Source organism: Streptomyces sp. B1I3, assembly GCF_030816615.1.
Lineage (GTDB): Bacteria > Actinomycetota > Actinomycetes > Streptomycetales > Streptomycetaceae > Streptomyces.
Genome location: NZ_JAUSYD010000001.1, coordinates 6191277 through 6207746 on the forward strand (window position 1 = coordinate 6191277; position 16470 = coordinate 6207746).

Consider the following 16470-nt stretch of genomic DNA (forward strand, 5'->3'; position numbering starts at 1 on the left):
GGCCGGTTCACTCCGATGACGGTGACGGCGGTGGTACGGCGACCGTGCGGGCCGGGGCGACGTCGCGCAGCAGATGCGTGAATGCGCTCTCCTCCACGATCGGGGTCCCGAACGACTTGGCCTTGACGGTCTTGGACGTGGCCGCGTCCGGATCGTTGGTGACGAGCAGGCTCGTCAGCCGGGAGACGCTGGTCGCCACGTGCAGACCGGCCTCCACGGCCCGGTCCTCCAGGAGCTCGCGGTCGACGGAGGTGTCCCCGGAGAACGCCACCCGCATGCCCTGCATGAGGGGCTTGTCCGACTCGTACCGGCCGGGGTTCGGGTACGGGCACGCGGGGCGCTTGCGCGAGGGGCGCCAGCTGCCCTGGCCGCGTGAGGGCTGGTAGCCGGCGCGCGGTAGGACGGGGGAGTCGCTCCACTCGGTCAGCGGCCGGCACTCCAGCAGCGGCAGGCGCATGCCGCCCCGGGCCGCCGCGTGCAGGCTCGGCCGGAACGCCTCGGCCAGTACCCGGGCGTCGTCCAGTGCGTGGTGGGCGCGCTGCTGCACCACGCCGAAGTGCGCGGCCAGCGACTCCAGCTTGTGGTTGGGCAGCGGGAGCCGGAGCTCCTTGGAGAGCGCGATCGTGCACAGGCGCTGTTCGACGGGGGCGGTGACCGCCGCCCGCGCGTACTCCCGGGCCAGCATCGACCAGTCGAACGCCGCGTTGTGCGCCACGAGCACCCGCCCGGCGAGCCGCTCGGAGAGCTGGGCGGCGACCTCCGGGAAGAGGGGTGCACCCTCCAGGACATCGCTGGTCAGTCCGTGGATCCAGACGGGGCCGGGATCCCGCTCGGGGTTGACCAGCGTGTACCAGTGGTCCTCGACGTTGCCCAGGGCGTCCAGGCGGTAGACGGCAGCGGACACTATCCGGTCGTCGCGGGCGAGTCCGGTGGTCTCCACGTCGACGACCGCGTACCCCTGGGGGTAGGCGGTCGGCCACGGCGCTGCGGTCTGACGGTCGTCGAGCATGGTCACAGAGAATACGGGCCACTGCCGACAGCCTCCTATCCGGGCGACCGGGGCCACGGACCGGATGCGAAACCGCAGGAGGCCCGGAGGAGTTGGCGACCGTGTCCGGGAGGCGGGTCGGGATGCACCGGGTGAGGGTGCGGTGAGACGCTCCCGGGGTGACGGAGACACAGGTGCAGGCCCATGACGAACCACACGAAAACGGACTTGGCGCCCGGCTCAACTGGCTGCGTGCCGCGGTGCTCGGCGCCAACGACGGCGTGGTCTCCACCGCGGGCCTCGTCGTCGGTGTCGCCGGGGCCACCGACGACCGCGGCGCCCTGCTGACCGCCGGGCTGGCCGGGCTGCTCGCGGGGTCCATGTCGATGGCGGCGGGCGAGTACGTGTCGGTGTCCACCCAGCGCGACTCGGAGAAGGCGGCGCTCGCCACCGAGAAGCGGGAGCTGGAGGAGACCCCGGAGGCCGAACTCGCCGAACTGGCAGGCATGCTGGAGGAGAAGGGGCTGAGCGCCGAGGTCGCCCGGGAGGCCGCCGCCCAGCTCACGGAGCGCGACGCGCTGCGCGCGCACGCCGAGGTCGAGCTGGGCATCGACCCGGACGAGCTGACCAATCCCTGGCACGCGGCGGGTGCGAGCTTCCTGGCCTTCACGATGGGCGCGCTGTTGCCCCTGCTGGCCATCGTGCTGCCACCCGCCCCGCTGCGGCTGACCGTCACGGTGCTCTCGGTACTCGCCGTGCTGGCCCTCACCGGCTGGTGGAGCGCACGTCTGGGCGAGGCGCCGGCGGGGCGTGCGGTGCTGCGGAACATGGCCGGGGGAGCGATCGCGATGGCGGTGACGTACGCGGCGGGGGCGCTGCTGGGCGCGGCGGGGGTCTGAGGGCGGTCGCGGGGCGGAGGTGTGTGCGGGCGATGGTGCGGGGCGCGTCCGCGGGCGGTGGCCTTGGAGGAATCCGCCAAGTGCTCCTGACGTGAGGTCTCACATACTTGTCGGTAACAACGTCTATGCGTGGCCCGCCGGCCGCTCTACGGTGCTCGGATGGAGCCGAACCTGCCCGATGTCGTGCTGTGGTCCATCCCGGCCTTCGTCCTGCTCACCGTCCTCGAAGTGGTGGTCCACCGGCTTCATCCGGACGAGGACGCCGCCGGGTACGACGCCAAGGACGCCGCCACCAGCGTCACCATGGGGCTCGGCAGCCTGGTCTTCGACCTGCTGTGGAAGATACCCGTCGTCGCCATCTACGCGGCGGTCTACGAACTGACCCCGCTGCGCGTCCCCGTCCTGTGGTGGACGGTCCTGCTGATGCTGCTCGCCCAGGACTTCTTCTACTACTGGTCCCACCGGGGCCACCACGTCGTCCGCATCCTCTGGGCCTGCCACGTGGTCCACCACTCCAGCCGGAAGTTCAACCTCACCACGGCGCTGCGCCAGCCCTGGACCTCCCTGACCGTCTGGCCGTTCTACGTCCCCCTCATCGCCTGCGGGGTCCACCCGGCCGCGCTCGCCTTCTGCTCCTCGGCGAACCTCGTCTACCAGTTCTGGGTGCACACCGAGCGGATCGACAAGTTGCCCCGCCCCTTCGAATTCGTCCTCAACACCCCCTCCCACCACCGGGTGCACCACGCCTCCCAGGGGGGATACCTCGACCGGAACTTCGGCGGCATCCTGATCGTCTGGGACCGGCTCTTCGGCTCCTTCACCGCAGAGACCGAGCGGCCCGTCTTCGGGCTCACCAAGAACATCGCGACCTACAACCCGTTCCGGGTCGCCACGCACGAGTACGCCGCCATCGCCCGGGACGTACGCGCGGCGGACACCTGGAGCGAGCGGGCGGGCCGCGTCTTTCGCGGACCGGGCTGGCAGCCGTCGAGGAGCGGGGGCGCCGGGCCCGCGCCCGTGCGGCCGCACGCCGCCACCGAGCGAACGGGATGATCCCCCGTGCCGGTGCGCCCCGGCTCGTGCGCCCGCTGCTCGTCGCCTTCCTCACCGTCGCCGCCGTCGACCTGGCCGGCCTCCTGGCCGGGGTGCAGGCGGCCCATCTGGGCGCCAAGCCGCTGCTGATGCCCCTGCTGGCCGCCTACGCGGCGGCCCGCGGCGGGTCCCGGCCGCTCGTCGCCGCGCTGCTGTGCGGCTGGGCCGGGGACGTGCTGCTGCTGCCCGGTTCCGAGGCCGCCTTCCTCGCCGGGATGGGGTGCTTCGCCGCGGGGCACGTCTGTTACCTCGTCCTCTTCGGGCGCGCTCGCCCCCGCCCGGCCGTGGGACTCGCGTACGCCGTGGTCCTCGTGGCCTTCCTCGCGTTCCTCCGCCCCGGACTGCCGGGCGAACTGGTGATCCCGCTGACCGGGTACAGCCTGCTGCTCACGGCCATGGCCTGGCGGTCCGGCGCCCTCGGGCGGTGCGCCGCGCTCGGCGGTGCCCTCTTCCTGCTCTCCGACGCGCTCATCGCCACCGGCGTCGCCGACCGTCCGCAGCCCCCCGCCCACGACTTCTGGATCATGCTGACCTATCTGGCCGCGCAGTACCTGCTCACCCGGGGGGCGCTCGGCGGAAGCCGGAATTCCACCGGCGCCGCCCCCGGGGCGTACCGTGAAGGCGGTATCAGAATCTGAGACGAACGAGGATCCCCACGCATGCGCGCCACAGTCATCCACGCACCCCGCGACCTCCGCGTCGAGGAGGTGCCCGACCCCGTGGTCCAGCAGCCCACCGACGTCGTCCTTCGGGTCCTGCGGGCCTGTGTGTGCGGCAGTGACCTGTGGGCCTACCGGGGCGAATCGGCCCGGCAGCCCGGTCAGCGCATCGGCCACGAATTCCTCGGCGTCGTCGAAGAGGTGGGCTCCGGGGTCGGCGGCTTCTCCGTGGGCGACCTCGCCGTGGCCCCGTTCGTCTGGTCCGACGGCACCTGCACCTACTGCGCCGAGGGGCTCACCACCTCCTGCCCCCGGGGCGGCTTCTGGGGATCGGTGGGTTCGGACGGCGGGCAGGGCGAAGCCGTCCGCGTCCCCTTCGCCGACGGCACCCTGGTCAAGCTCCCGGCGGCCGCCGCGTCCGACGACCGGCTGCTCACCGCGCTCCTGGCGCTCTCCGACGTCCTCGGCACCGGGCACCACGCCGCGCTCGGCGCGGGCGTGCGGCCCGGCAGCACCGTCGCGGTCGTCGGTGACGGCGCGGTCGGGCTGTGCGGCGTCATGGCCGCCCAGCGGCTCGGCGCCGAGCGGATCATCGCCTTGGGCCGCCACCCTGCCCGTACCGACATCGCCCGTGCCTTCGGCGCCACGGACGTCGTCGCCGAGCGCGGTGACGCCGCCCTCGCGGCCGTACGGGAGCTGACACGCGGCGAAGGCGCGCACGGGGTGATCGAGGCGGTCGGCACCGAGCAGTCGATGCGCACGGCGCTCGGCATCGTGCGCGACGGCGGCTCCATCGGCTATGTCGGAGTTCCGCACGGCAGCGGCACCGGGGTCGACCTCGGTGTCATGTTCGACCGGAACATCGCCCTGCGGGGCGGCGTCGCCCCCGTGCGCACGTACATCCCCGAACTGCTCCCCGAGGTGCTGGACGGCACGATCGACCCGTCTCCCGTCTTCGACCTGACGGTCGGGCTCGACGGGGTGCCGGGCGGTTACAAGGCGATGGACGAGCGCACGGCACTCAAGGTCCTCGTCAAGCCGTAGCCACCCGGGCGGTACGCGGGAGGGGCCGGGGACGACGTCCCCGGCCCCTCCTTTTCATGCCTACTTGCGGACCGCGTCCAGCGCGTCCACGACCCCGGCTCCGTAGAAGCCGTTGTACTGCGAGCCGCCCTCGCACACCGCGTCGACGGTGCCGTCACCGTTGATGTCGTACGGGGCGCCGCACGCGGTGTCGTCGGCCTGGTGGGTCAGCAGAGCCTTCACCGCGGCGGGTGAGGCGTGCGGGTGGGTCGACCTGATCAGCGCCACGACGCCCGCGACGTGCGGGGACGCCATGGACGTACCGGCCTTGTAGCCGAAGCCCCCGCCGGGAAGCGTGGACAGGATCAGGCCGCTGGTGGCCGGCGGCGCGGGGGTCTGGTAGACCGTCGAGTCACCGCCCGGGGCCGCGACGTCGATGACGCCGAGGCCGTAGTTGGAGTACGAGGCCTTGAGGCCCTTCGCGCCGGTCGCGGAGACCGTCACGACACCCGGCAGCATGGTCGGGATGTCCGGGCACGCGCTCGGGTCGACCGTCCGGGTGACCGGAGTGGTGTCGTTCGGGCTCGTCGTGTCCTCGATGGCGTCCAGGGCCAGATCGTGGTCGGAGTTGCCGGCGGCGGCGACGTTGACGACGCCCTTGCCCTCCGCGTAACGGGTGGCGCGGGTGACCGCCTCGACCAGCGCCCCCTGGTCGGGGTCGTTCTTGCAGTTGAACAGCCACGGGTCGGTGTAGTAGCTGTTGTTCGTCACGTCGACGCCGTGCTCGGCGGCCCAGACGAAGCCGCAGACGACGGCCTCGGTGTAGAAGAACCCGTCCGGGTTCGACACCTTGATGCCGGAGACCTTCACGCCGGGCGCGACTCCGGTGACTCCGGTGCCGTTCTTCGCCGCGGCTATGGTGCCGGCGACGTGCGTGCCGTGATCGCTCTCACCGGCCGCGGGCCGCCAGGCTCCGTCCGTCCGGTCCGGCGCGCCGGACACGCAGTTCACCGAGGCCCCGCGGTCGAAGTTCGGCGCCAGGTCCGGGTGCGTGTCGTCCACGCCCGTGTCGATGACGGCGACCGTGACCTTGCTGCTGCCGAGCGACTTCTGGTGCGCCTTGTCCGCCTTGATGGCGGGCAGGTCCCACTGCAGGGGCTCCAGCGGGTCCTGACCCGCCGTCGCCTCCGCCGCCGCGGCCTCGGCCTGTCCGGCGGTGAGCGGCTGCTCGACCCCGATGTCCTTGGTGGCCTGCGGAACGATCGGGTTGGTGCGGGTGGCGCCTGCCGAGGACACCCCCCGGACCGCACGGACCGACGCGGCGAAATCCGGGTTCTTCGAGTGGACGACGATGACGCCGATCCTGTCGTACGACGTCACGACGGTGCCGCCGGCCCTGGCTATCGCCTTCCTCACCTGCTTGACGGTCCCGTGACCGCCCCGCGTGTTCACCACATACGACATTTCGGGGCCGTCGGCCCGGACCGTCGCGGCCGGCTCGTCCGCGGGCGCCGCCGCAGCGATCCCCGTCGGAAGGAAACCGAGCGAGGCCGTGAGCGCGAGTCCGACGGCCGGCGCGAGTACGCGGGTCCGTCCGGAAGCCAGATGAGCCATGGGTTCTCCACATCATCCGTGTCTGTGGACCGGACACAGGCCTGCGTCCGGTCACGTACATGACGAGTGAAGTTATCGCTGATCATCCCGGCACATCAATGAATACGGGCAAGTGAGTTCGAGGTGTGATCTGGAGGAGTGGCATCCACAGACGTCAGTCCGAGAAGGGCGAACCCGCGGTGAACCGCTTCGCCGCGCTCTCCGTGCCGTTGTCAGGGAGTCGTGCAGCAGCCCCCCACCCACGCAGAGGACTCCCAGTGAAATCCACCGTCCCGACCACCGCACCCGCGTCGCGAGGAGAATCCGTGGCTACCGATGCACCGCCGCCCGAGGGCAGTACGGACAACAGGCCCGCCCAGCCCACCACCGAGGCGTTCCTCGAGGCGCAGAACAGTGCGGAGTTCGCCGAACTGCGCCGGTCCCACCGTTCCTTCGCCTTCCCGCTGACCGTCGGCTTCATCGCCTGGTACCTGCTGTACGTGCTGCTGTCCAGCTACGCCGGCGACTTCATGGGCACCGTCGTCTTCGCCAACTTCAACGTGGCCTTCGTGTTCGGCCTCGCCCAGTTCGCCACCACGTTCCTGATCGCCTGGTTCTACTCGCGCCACGCCACGAGGAAGCTCGACCCCCAGGCGGCGGCCATCAAGTCCCGTATGGAGGCCGACGCATGAGCGCCGCGTACCACTCGCACTCCGTGATCCAGCTCGCCGCCTCCTCGACGACCGAACACCGCCCGCTGATCATCAGTCTCTTCGCGGTCTTCGTCGCCGCGACCCTGGGCATCACCGTCTGGGCCGGCCGGCAGACCAAGAGCGCGTCCGACTTCTACGCGGGCGGCCGCCAGTTCACCGCCTTCCAGAACGGCCTCGCCGTGTCCGGCGACTACATGTCCGCGGCGTCCTTCCTCGGCATCGCCGGCGCCATCGCCCTCTTCGGATACGACGGCTTCCTCTACTCCATCGGCTTCCTCGTCGCCTGGCTCGTGGCCCTGCTGCTCGTCGCCGAACCGCTGCGCAACTCCGGCCGCTACACCATGGGTGACGTCCTCGCCTACCGGATGCGCCAGCGGCCGGTGCGTACCGCCGCGGGTGTCTCCACCATCGTCGTGTCGATCTTCTACCTGCTGGCCCAGATGGCGGGCGCGGGTGTCCTCGTCTCGCTGCTGCTCGGGATCACCAGCGACGCGGGCAAGGTCCTCATCGTGGCGCTGGTCGGCGTGCTCATGATCGTCTACGTCACCATCGGGGGCATGAAGGGCACCACCTGGGTGCAGATGGTCAAGGCCGTGCTCCTCATCGCGGGCGCCCTGCTGATGACCTTCATGGTGCTGTGGAAGTTCGACTTCAACGTCTCCGACCTGCTGGGCACCGCCGCCGAGAAGAGCGGCCACGGCACGGCGTTCCTGGAGCCGGGGCTGAAGTACGGCGTCACCGGCGTCTCGAAGCTGGACTTCATCTCGCTCGGCCTCGCACTCGTCCTCGGGACCGCCGGCCTGCCGCACATCCTGATCCGCTTCTACACCGTGCCGACCGCCAAGGCCGCCCGTAAGTCCGTCAACTGGGCCATCGGCATCATCGGCGCCTTCTACCTGATGACGATCGCCCTCGGTTTCGGTGCCGCCGCGCTGATCGGCCCCGAGGAGATCAAGGCGAAGAACCCGGCGGGCAACGCGGCGGCGCCGCAGCTCGCGGAGTACCTCGGCGGGGTCGGCACCACGGGGGGCGCCGTCCTGCTCGCCGTGATCTCGGCCGTCGCCTTCGCGACCATCCTCGCGGTCGTCGCGGGTCTCACCCTCGCCTCCTCGTCCTCCTTCGCCCACGACATCTACGCCAACGTCATCCGCCGTGGGCAGGCAACCGAGAAGGAGGAGATGCGCGCGGCCCGGTGGGCCACCGTCGCGATCGGCATCGTCTCGATCGCGCTCGGCGCGATGGCCCGCGACCTGAACGTGGCCGGGCTCGTCGCCCTGGCCTTCGCCGTCGCGGCGTCGGCGAACCTGCCGACCATCCTCTACAGCCTGTTCTGGAAGCGCTTCACCACGCAGGGTGCCCTCTGGTCCATCTACGGAGGACTGGCCTCCTCCGTCCTGCTGGTGCTCTTCTCCCCGGTCGTCTCCGGCAAGGCCAGCTCGATGTTCCCGGACGTCGACTTCGCCTGGTTCCCGCTGGAGAACCCCGGCCTCATCTCCATCCCGCTGGGCTTCCTGCTCGGCTGGATCGGTTCGGTCGTCTCCAAGGAGGAGCCCGACGCCGGCAAGTACGCCGAACTCGAGGTCAAGTCCCTCACCGGTACCGGAGCCCACTGACGCCCACGACCGCACCGCCCGCGGGGCCCCGTCGTAGAGTCCTACGACGGGGCCCCGCCGCACCTCGTGGCAAACGGGCACCCTCGATGTCACAGGTCTCGCGTAGTCTCGGAAGAGTCAGACCGCAACCGCGGACATCACCGGGGGAGGGGGCCCACAGTGCTCATCGACACCTACGGCCGGGTCGCCACCGACCTGCGTGTCTCACTGACCGACAAGTGCAATCTGCGCTGCACCTACTGCATGCCCGAAGAAGGCCTGCAGTGGCTGGCCAAGCCGGACCTCCTGACCGACGACGAGATCGTCAGGCTCGTCCGCATCGCCGTCACCGAGCTCGGCGTCACCGAGGTCCGCTTCACCGGCGGCGAGCCGCTGCTGCGGCCCGGCCTGGTCTCCATCGTCGAGCAGTGCGCCGCCCTCGGGCCCCGGCCCCGGATGTCGCTCACGACCAACGGCATCGGGCTCAAGCGGACCGCCGCCGCACTGAAAGCCGCAGGCCTGGACCGGGTCAACGTCTCCCTGGACACCCTGCGCCCCGACGTCTTCAAGACGCTCACCCGGCGCGACCGGCACAAGGACGTCCTGGACGGACTCGAGGCCGCCCGGGAGGCCGGCCTCACCCCGGTCAAGGTCAACTCCGTCCTCATGCCGGGACTCAACGACGACGAGGCACCCGAACTGCTCGCCTGGGCCGTGGAGAACGACTACGAGCTCCGCTTCATCGAGCAGATGCCGCTCGACGCCCAGCACGGCTGGAAGCGCGACGGCATGATCACGGCAGGTGACATCCTGGCCTCGCTGCGCACCCGCTTCACCCTCACCGCCGAAGGGGAGGACGAGCGCGGCTCGGCCCCCGCCGAGCGCTGGACGGTGGACGGCGGCCCCCACCGCGTCGGTGTCATCGCCTCCGTGACCAGGCCCTTCTGCCGGGCCTGCGACCGGACCAGGCTCACTGCGGACGGCCAGGTCCGCACCTGCCTGTTCGCCCGCGAGGAGACGGACCTGCGGGGGGCCTTGCGCTCGGACGCTCCGGACGGCGAGATCGCCAGGATCTGGCGGCTCGCGATGTGGGGCAAGAAGGCGGGCTCCGGCCTCGACGACCCGACCTTCCTGCAGCCCGACCGCCCGATGTCAGCGATCGGTGGCTGAGGACTCCCACTCCGCCAGCGGCACGACGTCCTTCAGGAAGCCGCGCACCCCCAGGAAAGAGGAGAGGTGCTCCCGGTGCTCGTCGCAGGCCAGCCAGGTCTTGCGGCGCTCCGGGGTATGAAGCTTCGGATTGTTCCAGGCGAGCACCCACACGGCATCGGCGCGGCAGCCCTTGGCTGAACAGGCCGGCGCACCGGAGGCGCTCTCGGCAGAGGTTTCGGGGAAGTTCACGGCCTCAACCTTAGGGCCGGCCCGTCGAGCCGGCCGGATCGAGGGTAGATCAGGGGGGCGGCACCAGTGCCCCGCGAGCCCGGGTGATCCACAGGGCAGCCCCTGGGTGAGGCCCGGGCGCCGGGCTCCGTTCGCATCCCCGCCGGAGAAAGGGCGACGCCGGGCAGCCACGGGGGGAGCTGCCCGGCGTCGGTCCGTCGCTCCGACGGGGGATGCGGAGCGCGTACGAAGTATGTCACGGGGACCTGGGTGCGGTGCACCGGAACCTCATGATTGATCTGAGCTTTTCTTGAGCTTTCGGGGCCCCCGGCCGCTCAGCCGGTCCCCTGCGGATCCCCGGCGCGACCGCCCGCTCCGGGCTCCGGAGCGGGCTCAGGGGCGCCTGCCGCAGGGGTGGCGCCGAGGGCCGGACGCATCGGTGCGGGCACGAAGGTCGAGGGGAGCGAAGGCGCGTTCTCGCGGCCCGCGTTGGCGATGACCACTGCGACATAGGGGAGCAGGACGCCCAGCGCGAGCGCCACCACCGCCACATGCCTCTCGACGTTCCACAGGGTCGCGGCCAGCACCACGGAAACGGTCCGGACGGACATCGAGATGATGTAGCGCCGCTGCCTGCCGCGCACGTCGTCGGCAAGTCCCTGCCGCGCCCCCGTGATCCGGAAGACCTCCGCGCCACCTTGCTTCCGCATCATGTTCCACCACCAGATCGCTGTGCCGGACTCCCTGGACCGGGCCGCTTCCACGGTACGCCCGCGATCCGCCGCGTTCGAGAGCGGGGCGCGCCCACCGGACCGGATCGTCCCCGCCGTACCTCGTACGGACCTGTCCGGCATGCGTCGTACGTCCCCCTGGCCGAGACTGGCTGGACGTGCGCACACCGCGCCGCGCGAGGAGGCGACATGCATTGGTTGTGGGCAATCATCGTGGGTCTGGTGCTGGGTCTGATCGCCCGGGCGATCCTGCCGGGCAAGCAGGACATCCCCCTCTGGCTGACGGTGGTCTTCGGTATTCTCGGCAGCATCCTCGGTAACGCAGTCGCGACCTGGATCGGTGTCAACGACACCAAGGGCATCGACTGGACGCGTCACGTGCTGCAGCTGATCGGCGCCGTGGTCGTCGTCGGCGTCGGCGACATGCTCTGGCAGACGATCCGGGGGCACCGGGGCAGCCGGCAGAGGACCTGAACCGGGCGACGCGGCACCGCGGCCGGCCACGCGTGATGCGTGGCCGGCCGCAGCGCCGCGTTCCGGTGGCCGGCCGGAGTGATCCGGATCAGCCGGCGGTGACCTCGACGGCGGCGAGGTTCTTCTTGCCCCGGCGCAGGACCAGCCAGCGTCCGTGCAGCAGCTCCTCGGGGGCCGGGGCGGCCTCCCCGTCCGTGACCTTCGCGTTGTTCACGTAGGCCCCGCCCTCCTTGACCGTGCGGCGGGCGGCCGACTTGCTGGCCGACAGTCCGACCTCGACCAGGAGGTCCACCACCGGGCCCAGCTCGGCGACACGGGCGTGCGGCACCTCGGACAGGGCGGCGCCCAGCGTCGCCTCGTCCAGCTCACCGAGCTCGCCCTGGCCGAACAGCGCCTTCGACGCCGCGATGACCGCCGCGCACTGCGCGCCGCCGTGCACCAGAGTCGTCAGCTCCTCGGCCAGTGACCGTTGCGCCGAACGCGCCTGCGGGCGCTCTTCGGTGAGCTTCTCCAGCTCCTCGAGCTCCTCGCGGCTCTTGAAGCTGAGGATGCGCATGTACGTCGAGATGTCCCGGTCGTCCACATTCAGCCAGAACTGGTAGAACGCGTAAGGCGTGGTCATCTCCGGGTCGAGCCAGACGGCCCCGCTCTCGGACTTGCCGAACTTGGTGCCGTCCGCCTTGACCATCAGCGGGGTCGCCAGCGCGTGCACGGTGGCGCCGGGCTCCAGGCGGTGGATCAGGTCGATGCCCGCCGTGAGGTTGCCCCACTGGTCGCTGCCACCCTGCTGGAGGGTGCAGCCGTGACGCCGGTACAGCTCCAGGAAGTCCATGCCCTGCAGCAGCTGGTAGCTGAACTCCGTGTAGCTGATGCCCTCCTGGGACTCCAGCCGACGGGCGACGGAATCCTTGGTGAGCATCTTGTTGACCCGGAAGTGCTTGCCGATGTCCCGGAGGAACTCGATCGCGGACAGACCCGCGGTCCAGTCCAGGTTGTTCACCATCGTGGCGGCGTTCGGTCCCTCGAAGGTGAGGAAGGGCTCGATCTGCCCACGCAGCCGCTGGACCCACGCGGCGATGGTCTCCGGGTCGTTCAGCGTCCGCTCCGCGGTCGGCCGCGGGTCACCGATCTGACCGGTGGCCCCGCCGACCAGGGCGAGCGGCCTGAGCCCGGCCAGCTGGAGGCGGCGCATCGTGAGCACCTGCACCAGGTGGCCGACGTGGAGGCTCGCCGCGGTCGGGTCGAAACCGCAATAGAACGTGACCGGGCCGTCCGCGAGAGCCTTGCGCAGGGCGTCCTCGTCAGTGGACTGGGCGAACAGCCCGCGCCACTTCAGCTCGTCGACGATGTCCGTCACGGTCGTTTCTCTCCTCTGAGGGTTCGACTGGGCTCGATCGGGTGTCCGGTCAGTCTATGGGGGTCATACGCCCCGGCTGACCGAGCTCATGTGGAAGTCGGGGATGCGCAGCGCGGGCATGGCGGCCCGGGTGAAGTAGTCGCCCCACTCGCGCGGCAGCGTCTTCTCCGTCCGGCCCGCCTCCGACGCCCGCGACAGCAGCCCGACCGGCGACTCGTTGAACCGGAAGTTGTTCACCTCGCCGACGACCTCGCCGTCCTCCACCAGATAGACGCCGTCCCGGGTCAGCCCGGTCAGCAGCAGCGTCGCCGGATCCACCTCCCGGATGTACCAGAGGCACGTCAGCAGCAAGGCCCGCCCGGTCGTCGCGGCCACCATCTCCTCGAGGGAACGCTCACCGCCGCCGTCCAGGACGAGGTTGTCCATGGCGGGGGCGACCGGCAGGCCGGTCAGCCCGGCGGAGTGCCGGGTCGTGGTCAGCCGCTCCAGCCGGCCCTCCTTGATCCAGTCGGTCGGGGCCAGCGGCAGCCCGTTGTCGAAGACCGAGGCCCCGTCGCCCGACGCGTGGGCGATCACGAACGGGGCGGACTCCAGTCCCGGCGCGTGCGGGTCGCTGCGCAGGGTCAGGGGGAGTGGGGAGAGCGTCTCGCCCAGCCGCGTACCGCCACCGGGCCGGGAGAACACCGTGCGGCCCTCCGCCGCGTCCCGGGCCCCGGCCGACCAGTACTGGTAGATCAGCAGGTCAGCCACCGCGGTGGGCGGCAGCAGCGTCTCGTACCGCCCGGCCGGCAGCTCGATCCGGCGCTCCGCCCAGCCCAGGCGCTGCGCGAGCTCGGCGTCCAGGGCGGCCGGGTCGACGTCCTTGAAGTCCCGGGTCGCCCTGCCCGCCCAGGCGGACCGTGTCCGGTCGGGGGACTTGGCGTTCAGCTCCAGCGTCCCGTTGGGCTGGTCGTGGCGCAGCCGTAGCCCCGTCGACGTACCCACGTAGGTGGAGCTCAGCTCGTGATGGGCGAAGCCGTACAGCTCACGGCCGCCGGCGCGGGCGCGGGCGAAGGCGTCACCGAGCGCCGGAGCGAAGTCGGCGAACACGTCGGAACCGGTCTCGGCCGGAGCCTCGGTGAAATCGGCGGACACCGGCACCCCGGAGACCAGCGGCTGCGCGTCCTCGGCCGGCCCGGCGCCGCGGGCGGCGGCCTCCGCGGCCCGTACGAGCGGTTCCAGGTCGCCGGCGGCCACGGCCGAGCGTGACACCACACCGGACGCCGTCCCCTGCGCGCCGTCCACGGTCGCGATCACCGTCAGGGTCCGGCCCCGCGTCACCCCGTTCGTGGTGAGGGCGTTGCCGGCCCAGCGCAGATTGGCGGAGGAGTTCTCGTCCGCGATGACCACGCAACCGTCCGCGGTGGACAGCTCGAGTGCGCGCTCGACGATCTCGTACGGCTTGCTGACGCGGCTCATCGTCCGGCCTCCTGCGTCGTGTTGAGGATGTTCACGCCTCGGAAGAGGGCGGACGGGCAGCCGTGCGAGACGGAGGCGACCTGACCCGGCTGGGCCTTGCCGCAGTTGAACGCGCCGCCCAGGACGTACGTCTGCGGGCCGCCGACCTTCTCCATCGAGCCCCAGAAGTCCGTGGTCGTCGCCTGGTAGGCCACGTCCCGGAGCTGACCTGCCAGCCTGCCGTTCTCGATCCGGAAGAAGCGCTGCCCGGTGAACTGGAAGTTGTAGCGCTGCATGTCGATCGACCAGGACCGGTCGCCGACCACGTAGATCCCGCGCTCCACCCCGCCGATCAGATCCTCCGTGGAGAGCCCGCCCGGATCCGGCTGCAGCGACACGTTCGCCATGCGCTGCACGGGGACGTGGCCCGGCGAGTCCGCGTAGGCGCAGCCGTTGGAGCGGCCGAGGCCCGTCAGCTTCGCGATGCGCCGGTCCGTCTGGTAGCCCACCAGCGTCCCGTCCTTCACCAGGTCCCACGACTGGGCCTCGACGCCCTCGTCGTCGTACCCGACCGTCGCGAGACCGTGCTCGGCGGTGCGGTCACCGGTCACATTCATCACGGGAGAGCCGTAGGCCAGCTTCCCCAGCTGGTCGAACGTGGCGAAGGAGGTCCCCGCGTACGCCGCCTCGTAGCCCAGCGCCCGGTCCAGCTCGGTGGCGTGGCCGATCGACTCGTGGATGGTCAGCCACAGGTTGGACGGGTCGACGACCAGGTCGTACGTCCCCGCCTCGACGCCGGGCGCCCGCATCTTCTCGGCCAGCAGACCGGGGATCCGCTCCAGCTCGGCGTCCCAGTCCCAGCCGGTGCCGGTCAGGTACTCCCAGCCCCGGCCCACGGGCGGCGCGATGGTCCGCATCGAGTCGAACTCGCCGGTCGTGCCGTCCACGGCAACGGCGGTCAGCTGCGGATGGACCCGCACCCGCTGCTGCGTGGTGACCGTACCGGCCGTGTCCGCGTAGAACTTGTTCTCGTGCACGGTCATCAGCGAGGCGTCCACATGGGCCACCCCGTCCGCCGCCAGCAGCCGTGAGCTCCACTCGGCGAGCAGCCCCGCCTTCTCCTCGTCCGGTACGGAGAACGGATCGACCTCGTAGGCCGACACCCAGGTCCGCTCACCGTGCACCGGCTCGTCCGCCAGCTCGACGCGCTCGTCGGAGCCCGCCGCCGCGATCACCTTCGCCGACAGCTTCGCCATGGCGACGGCCTGCGAGGCCACCTTCGCCGCGGCGTCCATCGTGAGGTCCACCCCGGAGGCGAACCCCCATGCCCCGCCGTGCACCACCCGCACCGCGTACCCGAGGTCGGTGGTGTCCGACGTCCCGGAGGGCCGGGCGTCCCGCAGCCGCCAGGAGGCGCCGCGCACCCGCTCGAACCGGAAATCGGCGTGTACGGCGCCGAGCGCCCGCGCGCGGGCGAGCGCCGCGTCGGCGAGGGCACGCAGCGGCAGGGCCAGGAACGACTGATCTACCTCGTGGGCCACGAAGGGCTCCCCTCCTTTGACAGTTCTGGCAGTGAATCATGGAGCGGACGGTCATCGGGCGGCTACCGGTTTGCGGGGGGAGGGCGACGGGGGACGGCGGTCCGCCGGCGGAGCCCACGACTCCCTGGTCACCCGGGGGGCCTGCAGAACAGGCTGTAGGAACCCGACAGCGCCGCGCGGAAGCCACTGTCGGAGGCCGATTCCTTGTACGGCCGGTGGTACCGATAGGTTTTCGAGGTATCAGACCGTCAAGGAAAGGGTGATCTGTTGAGCCGCTCGGTTCTCGTCACCGGAGGAAACCGGGGCATCGGCCTCGCCATCGCCCGCGCCTTCGCCGACAACGGCGACAAGGTCGCGATCACCTACCGTTCCGGCGAGCCGCCCCAGGCGCTCACCGAAGCCGGGGTTCTCGCGGTCCGGTGCGACATCACCGATACCGAGCAGGTGGAGCAGGCCTACAAGGAGATCGAGGAGAAGCACGGTCCGGTGGAGGTGCTGGTCGCCAACGCCGGTATCACCAAGGACCAGTTGCTGATGCGGATGTCGGAGGACGACTTCACCTCCGTACTCGACACCAACCTCACCGGCACCTTCCGCGTCGTCAAGCGCGCCAACCGTGCGATGCTCCGTGCCAAGAAGGGCCGTGTCGTCCTGATCTCCTCCGTCGTCGGCCTCCTCGGCTCGGCGGGACAGGCCAACTACGCCGCGTCCAAGGCGGGCCTGGTCGGCTTCGCACGGTCGCTGGCCCGTGAGCTCGGCTCGCGGAACATCACGTTCAACGTCGTCGCACCCGGGTTCGTCGACACCGACATGACCCAGGCGCTCACCGACGAGCAGCGCAAGGGCATCGTCTCGCAGGTGCCGCTCGGCCGCTACGCGCAGCCCGCCGAGATCGCCGCCGCGGTGCGCTTCCTCGCATCCGACGACGCGTCGTACATCACTGGAGCCGTCATTCCCGTTGACGGCGGATTGGGCATGGGTCACTGATCAC

Annotated in this window: 16 protein-coding genes; 9 read left to right on the forward strand and 7 right to left on the reverse strand. The window is 71.0% G+C overall.

The features are described 5' to 3' along the window. Positions 1-7: 7 nt before the first annotated feature. Positions 8-1015: a DEDDh family exonuclease gene (locus QFZ58_RS28135; RefSeq protein WP_307127696.1), complete on the reverse strand. Its 1008-nt coding sequence runs from the start codon at positions 1013-1015 to the stop codon at positions 8-10. A 152-nt stretch (positions 1016-1167) separates the two neighbouring features. Here QFZ58_RS28135 and QFZ58_RS28140 point away from each other — a divergent pair, with 152 nt between their 5' ends. From QFZ58_RS28140 to QFZ58_RS28155, 4 genes are all read left to right on the forward strand, one after another. Continuing rightward, positions 1168-1887, forward strand: coding sequence for a VIT family protein (locus QFZ58_RS28140; RefSeq protein WP_307127697.1), 720 nt, complete (start codon positions 1168-1170; stop codon positions 1885-1887). Between the two features lie 159 nt (positions 1888-2046). Further along, positions 2047-2940 (forward strand): sterol desaturase family protein, encoded by an 894-nt coding sequence (locus tag QFZ58_RS28145; protein WP_307127698.1) that lies wholly within the window; start codon positions 2047-2049, stop codon positions 2938-2940. Then, positions 2937-3617 (forward strand): lysoplasmalogenase, encoded by a 681-nt coding sequence (locus QFZ58_RS28150; protein WP_307127699.1) that lies wholly within the window; start codon positions 2937-2939, stop codon positions 3615-3617. The genes QFZ58_RS28145 and QFZ58_RS28150 overlap by 4 nt, the downstream gene beginning before the upstream one ends. 21 nt (positions 3618-3638) lie before the next feature. Further along, entirely contained in the window at positions 3639-4682 is a 1044-nt protein-coding gene (locus QFZ58_RS28155; protein ID WP_307127700.1) for a zinc-dependent alcohol dehydrogenase family protein, read from the forward strand. A 60-nt stretch (positions 4683-4742) separates the two neighbouring features. On the opposite strand, the gene QFZ58_RS28160 is transcribed toward QFZ58_RS28155, so the two are convergent. Continuing rightward, positions 4743-6275, reverse strand: coding sequence for a S8 family serine peptidase (locus tag QFZ58_RS28160; protein ID WP_307127701.1), 1533 nt, complete (start codon positions 6273-6275; stop codon positions 4743-4745). A 305-nt stretch (positions 6276-6580) separates the two neighbouring features. Here QFZ58_RS28160 and QFZ58_RS28165 point away from each other — a divergent pair, with 305 nt between their 5' ends. From QFZ58_RS28165 to moaA, 3 genes are all read left to right on the forward strand, one after another. After that, on the forward strand, positions 6581-6946 hold the full coding sequence (locus QFZ58_RS28165) for a DUF485 domain-containing protein (protein WP_307127702.1): 366 nt from the start codon (positions 6581-6583) through the stop codon (positions 6944-6946). After that, positions 6943-8580 (forward strand): cation acetate symporter, encoded by a 1638-nt coding sequence (locus QFZ58_RS28170; protein WP_307127703.1) that lies wholly within the window; start codon positions 6943-6945, stop codon positions 8578-8580. Before QFZ58_RS28165 ends, QFZ58_RS28170 begins: the two co-directional genes overlap by 4 nt. 159 nt (positions 8581-8739) lie before the next feature. Further along, positions 8740-9729, forward strand: a complete 990-nt coding sequence (gene moaA, locus QFZ58_RS28175) for a GTP 3',8-cyclase MoaA (RefSeq protein WP_307127704.1) — start codon at positions 8740-8742, stop codon at positions 9727-9729. Here moaA and QFZ58_RS28180 read toward each other — a convergent pair. Both QFZ58_RS28180 and QFZ58_RS28185 read right to left on the reverse strand, forming a co-directional pair. Beyond that, complete coding sequence (locus QFZ58_RS28180; protein ID WP_307127705.1) at positions 9712-9960, reverse strand: hypothetical protein; 249 nt, start codon at positions 9958-9960, stop codon at positions 9712-9714. The genes moaA and QFZ58_RS28180 overlap by 18 nt on opposite strands. A gap of 314 nt (positions 9961-10274) precedes the next feature. Further along, complete coding sequence (locus tag QFZ58_RS28185; protein WP_307127706.1) at positions 10275-10652, reverse strand: DUF3099 domain-containing protein; 378 nt, start codon at positions 10650-10652, stop codon at positions 10275-10277. Between the two features lie 207 nt (positions 10653-10859). Here QFZ58_RS28185 and QFZ58_RS28190 point away from each other — a divergent pair, with 207 nt between their 5' ends. Further along, positions 10860-11144: a GlsB/YeaQ/YmgE family stress response membrane protein gene (locus QFZ58_RS28190; RefSeq protein ID WP_307127707.1), complete on the forward strand. Its 285-nt coding sequence runs from the start codon at positions 10860-10862 to the stop codon at positions 11142-11144. A gap of 88 nt (positions 11145-11232) precedes the next feature. Here QFZ58_RS28190 and tyrS read toward each other — a convergent pair whose 3' ends face one another. The 3 genes from tyrS to QFZ58_RS28205 form a co-directional block, all read right to left on the reverse strand. Next, on the reverse strand, positions 11233-12501 hold the full coding sequence (gene tyrS / locus QFZ58_RS28195; protein WP_307127708.1) for a tyrosine--tRNA ligase: 1269 nt from the start codon (positions 12499-12501) through the stop codon (positions 11233-11235). Positions 12502-12564: 63 nt separating this feature from the next. After that, complete coding sequence (locus QFZ58_RS28200) at positions 12565-13959, reverse strand: metallopeptidase TldD-related protein (RefSeq protein ID WP_307127709.1); 1395 nt, start codon at positions 13957-13959, stop codon at positions 12565-12567. Further along, positions 13956-15479, reverse strand: a complete 1524-nt coding sequence (locus QFZ58_RS28205) for a TldD/PmbA family protein (RefSeq protein WP_307127710.1) — start codon at positions 15477-15479, stop codon at positions 13956-13958. The genes QFZ58_RS28200 and QFZ58_RS28205 overlap by 4 nt, the downstream gene beginning before the upstream one ends. A gap of 267 nt (positions 15480-15746) precedes the next feature. Between QFZ58_RS28205 and fabG the strand changes: the two genes are divergently transcribed. Next, the gene (gene fabG, locus QFZ58_RS28210) at positions 15747-16466 is read left to right on the forward strand and encodes a 3-oxoacyl-[acyl-carrier-protein] reductase (RefSeq protein WP_307127711.1); all 720 of its coding nucleotides are present in this window, start codon (positions 15747-15749) and stop codon (positions 16464-16466) included. Positions 16467-16470: the final 4 nt, after the last annotated feature.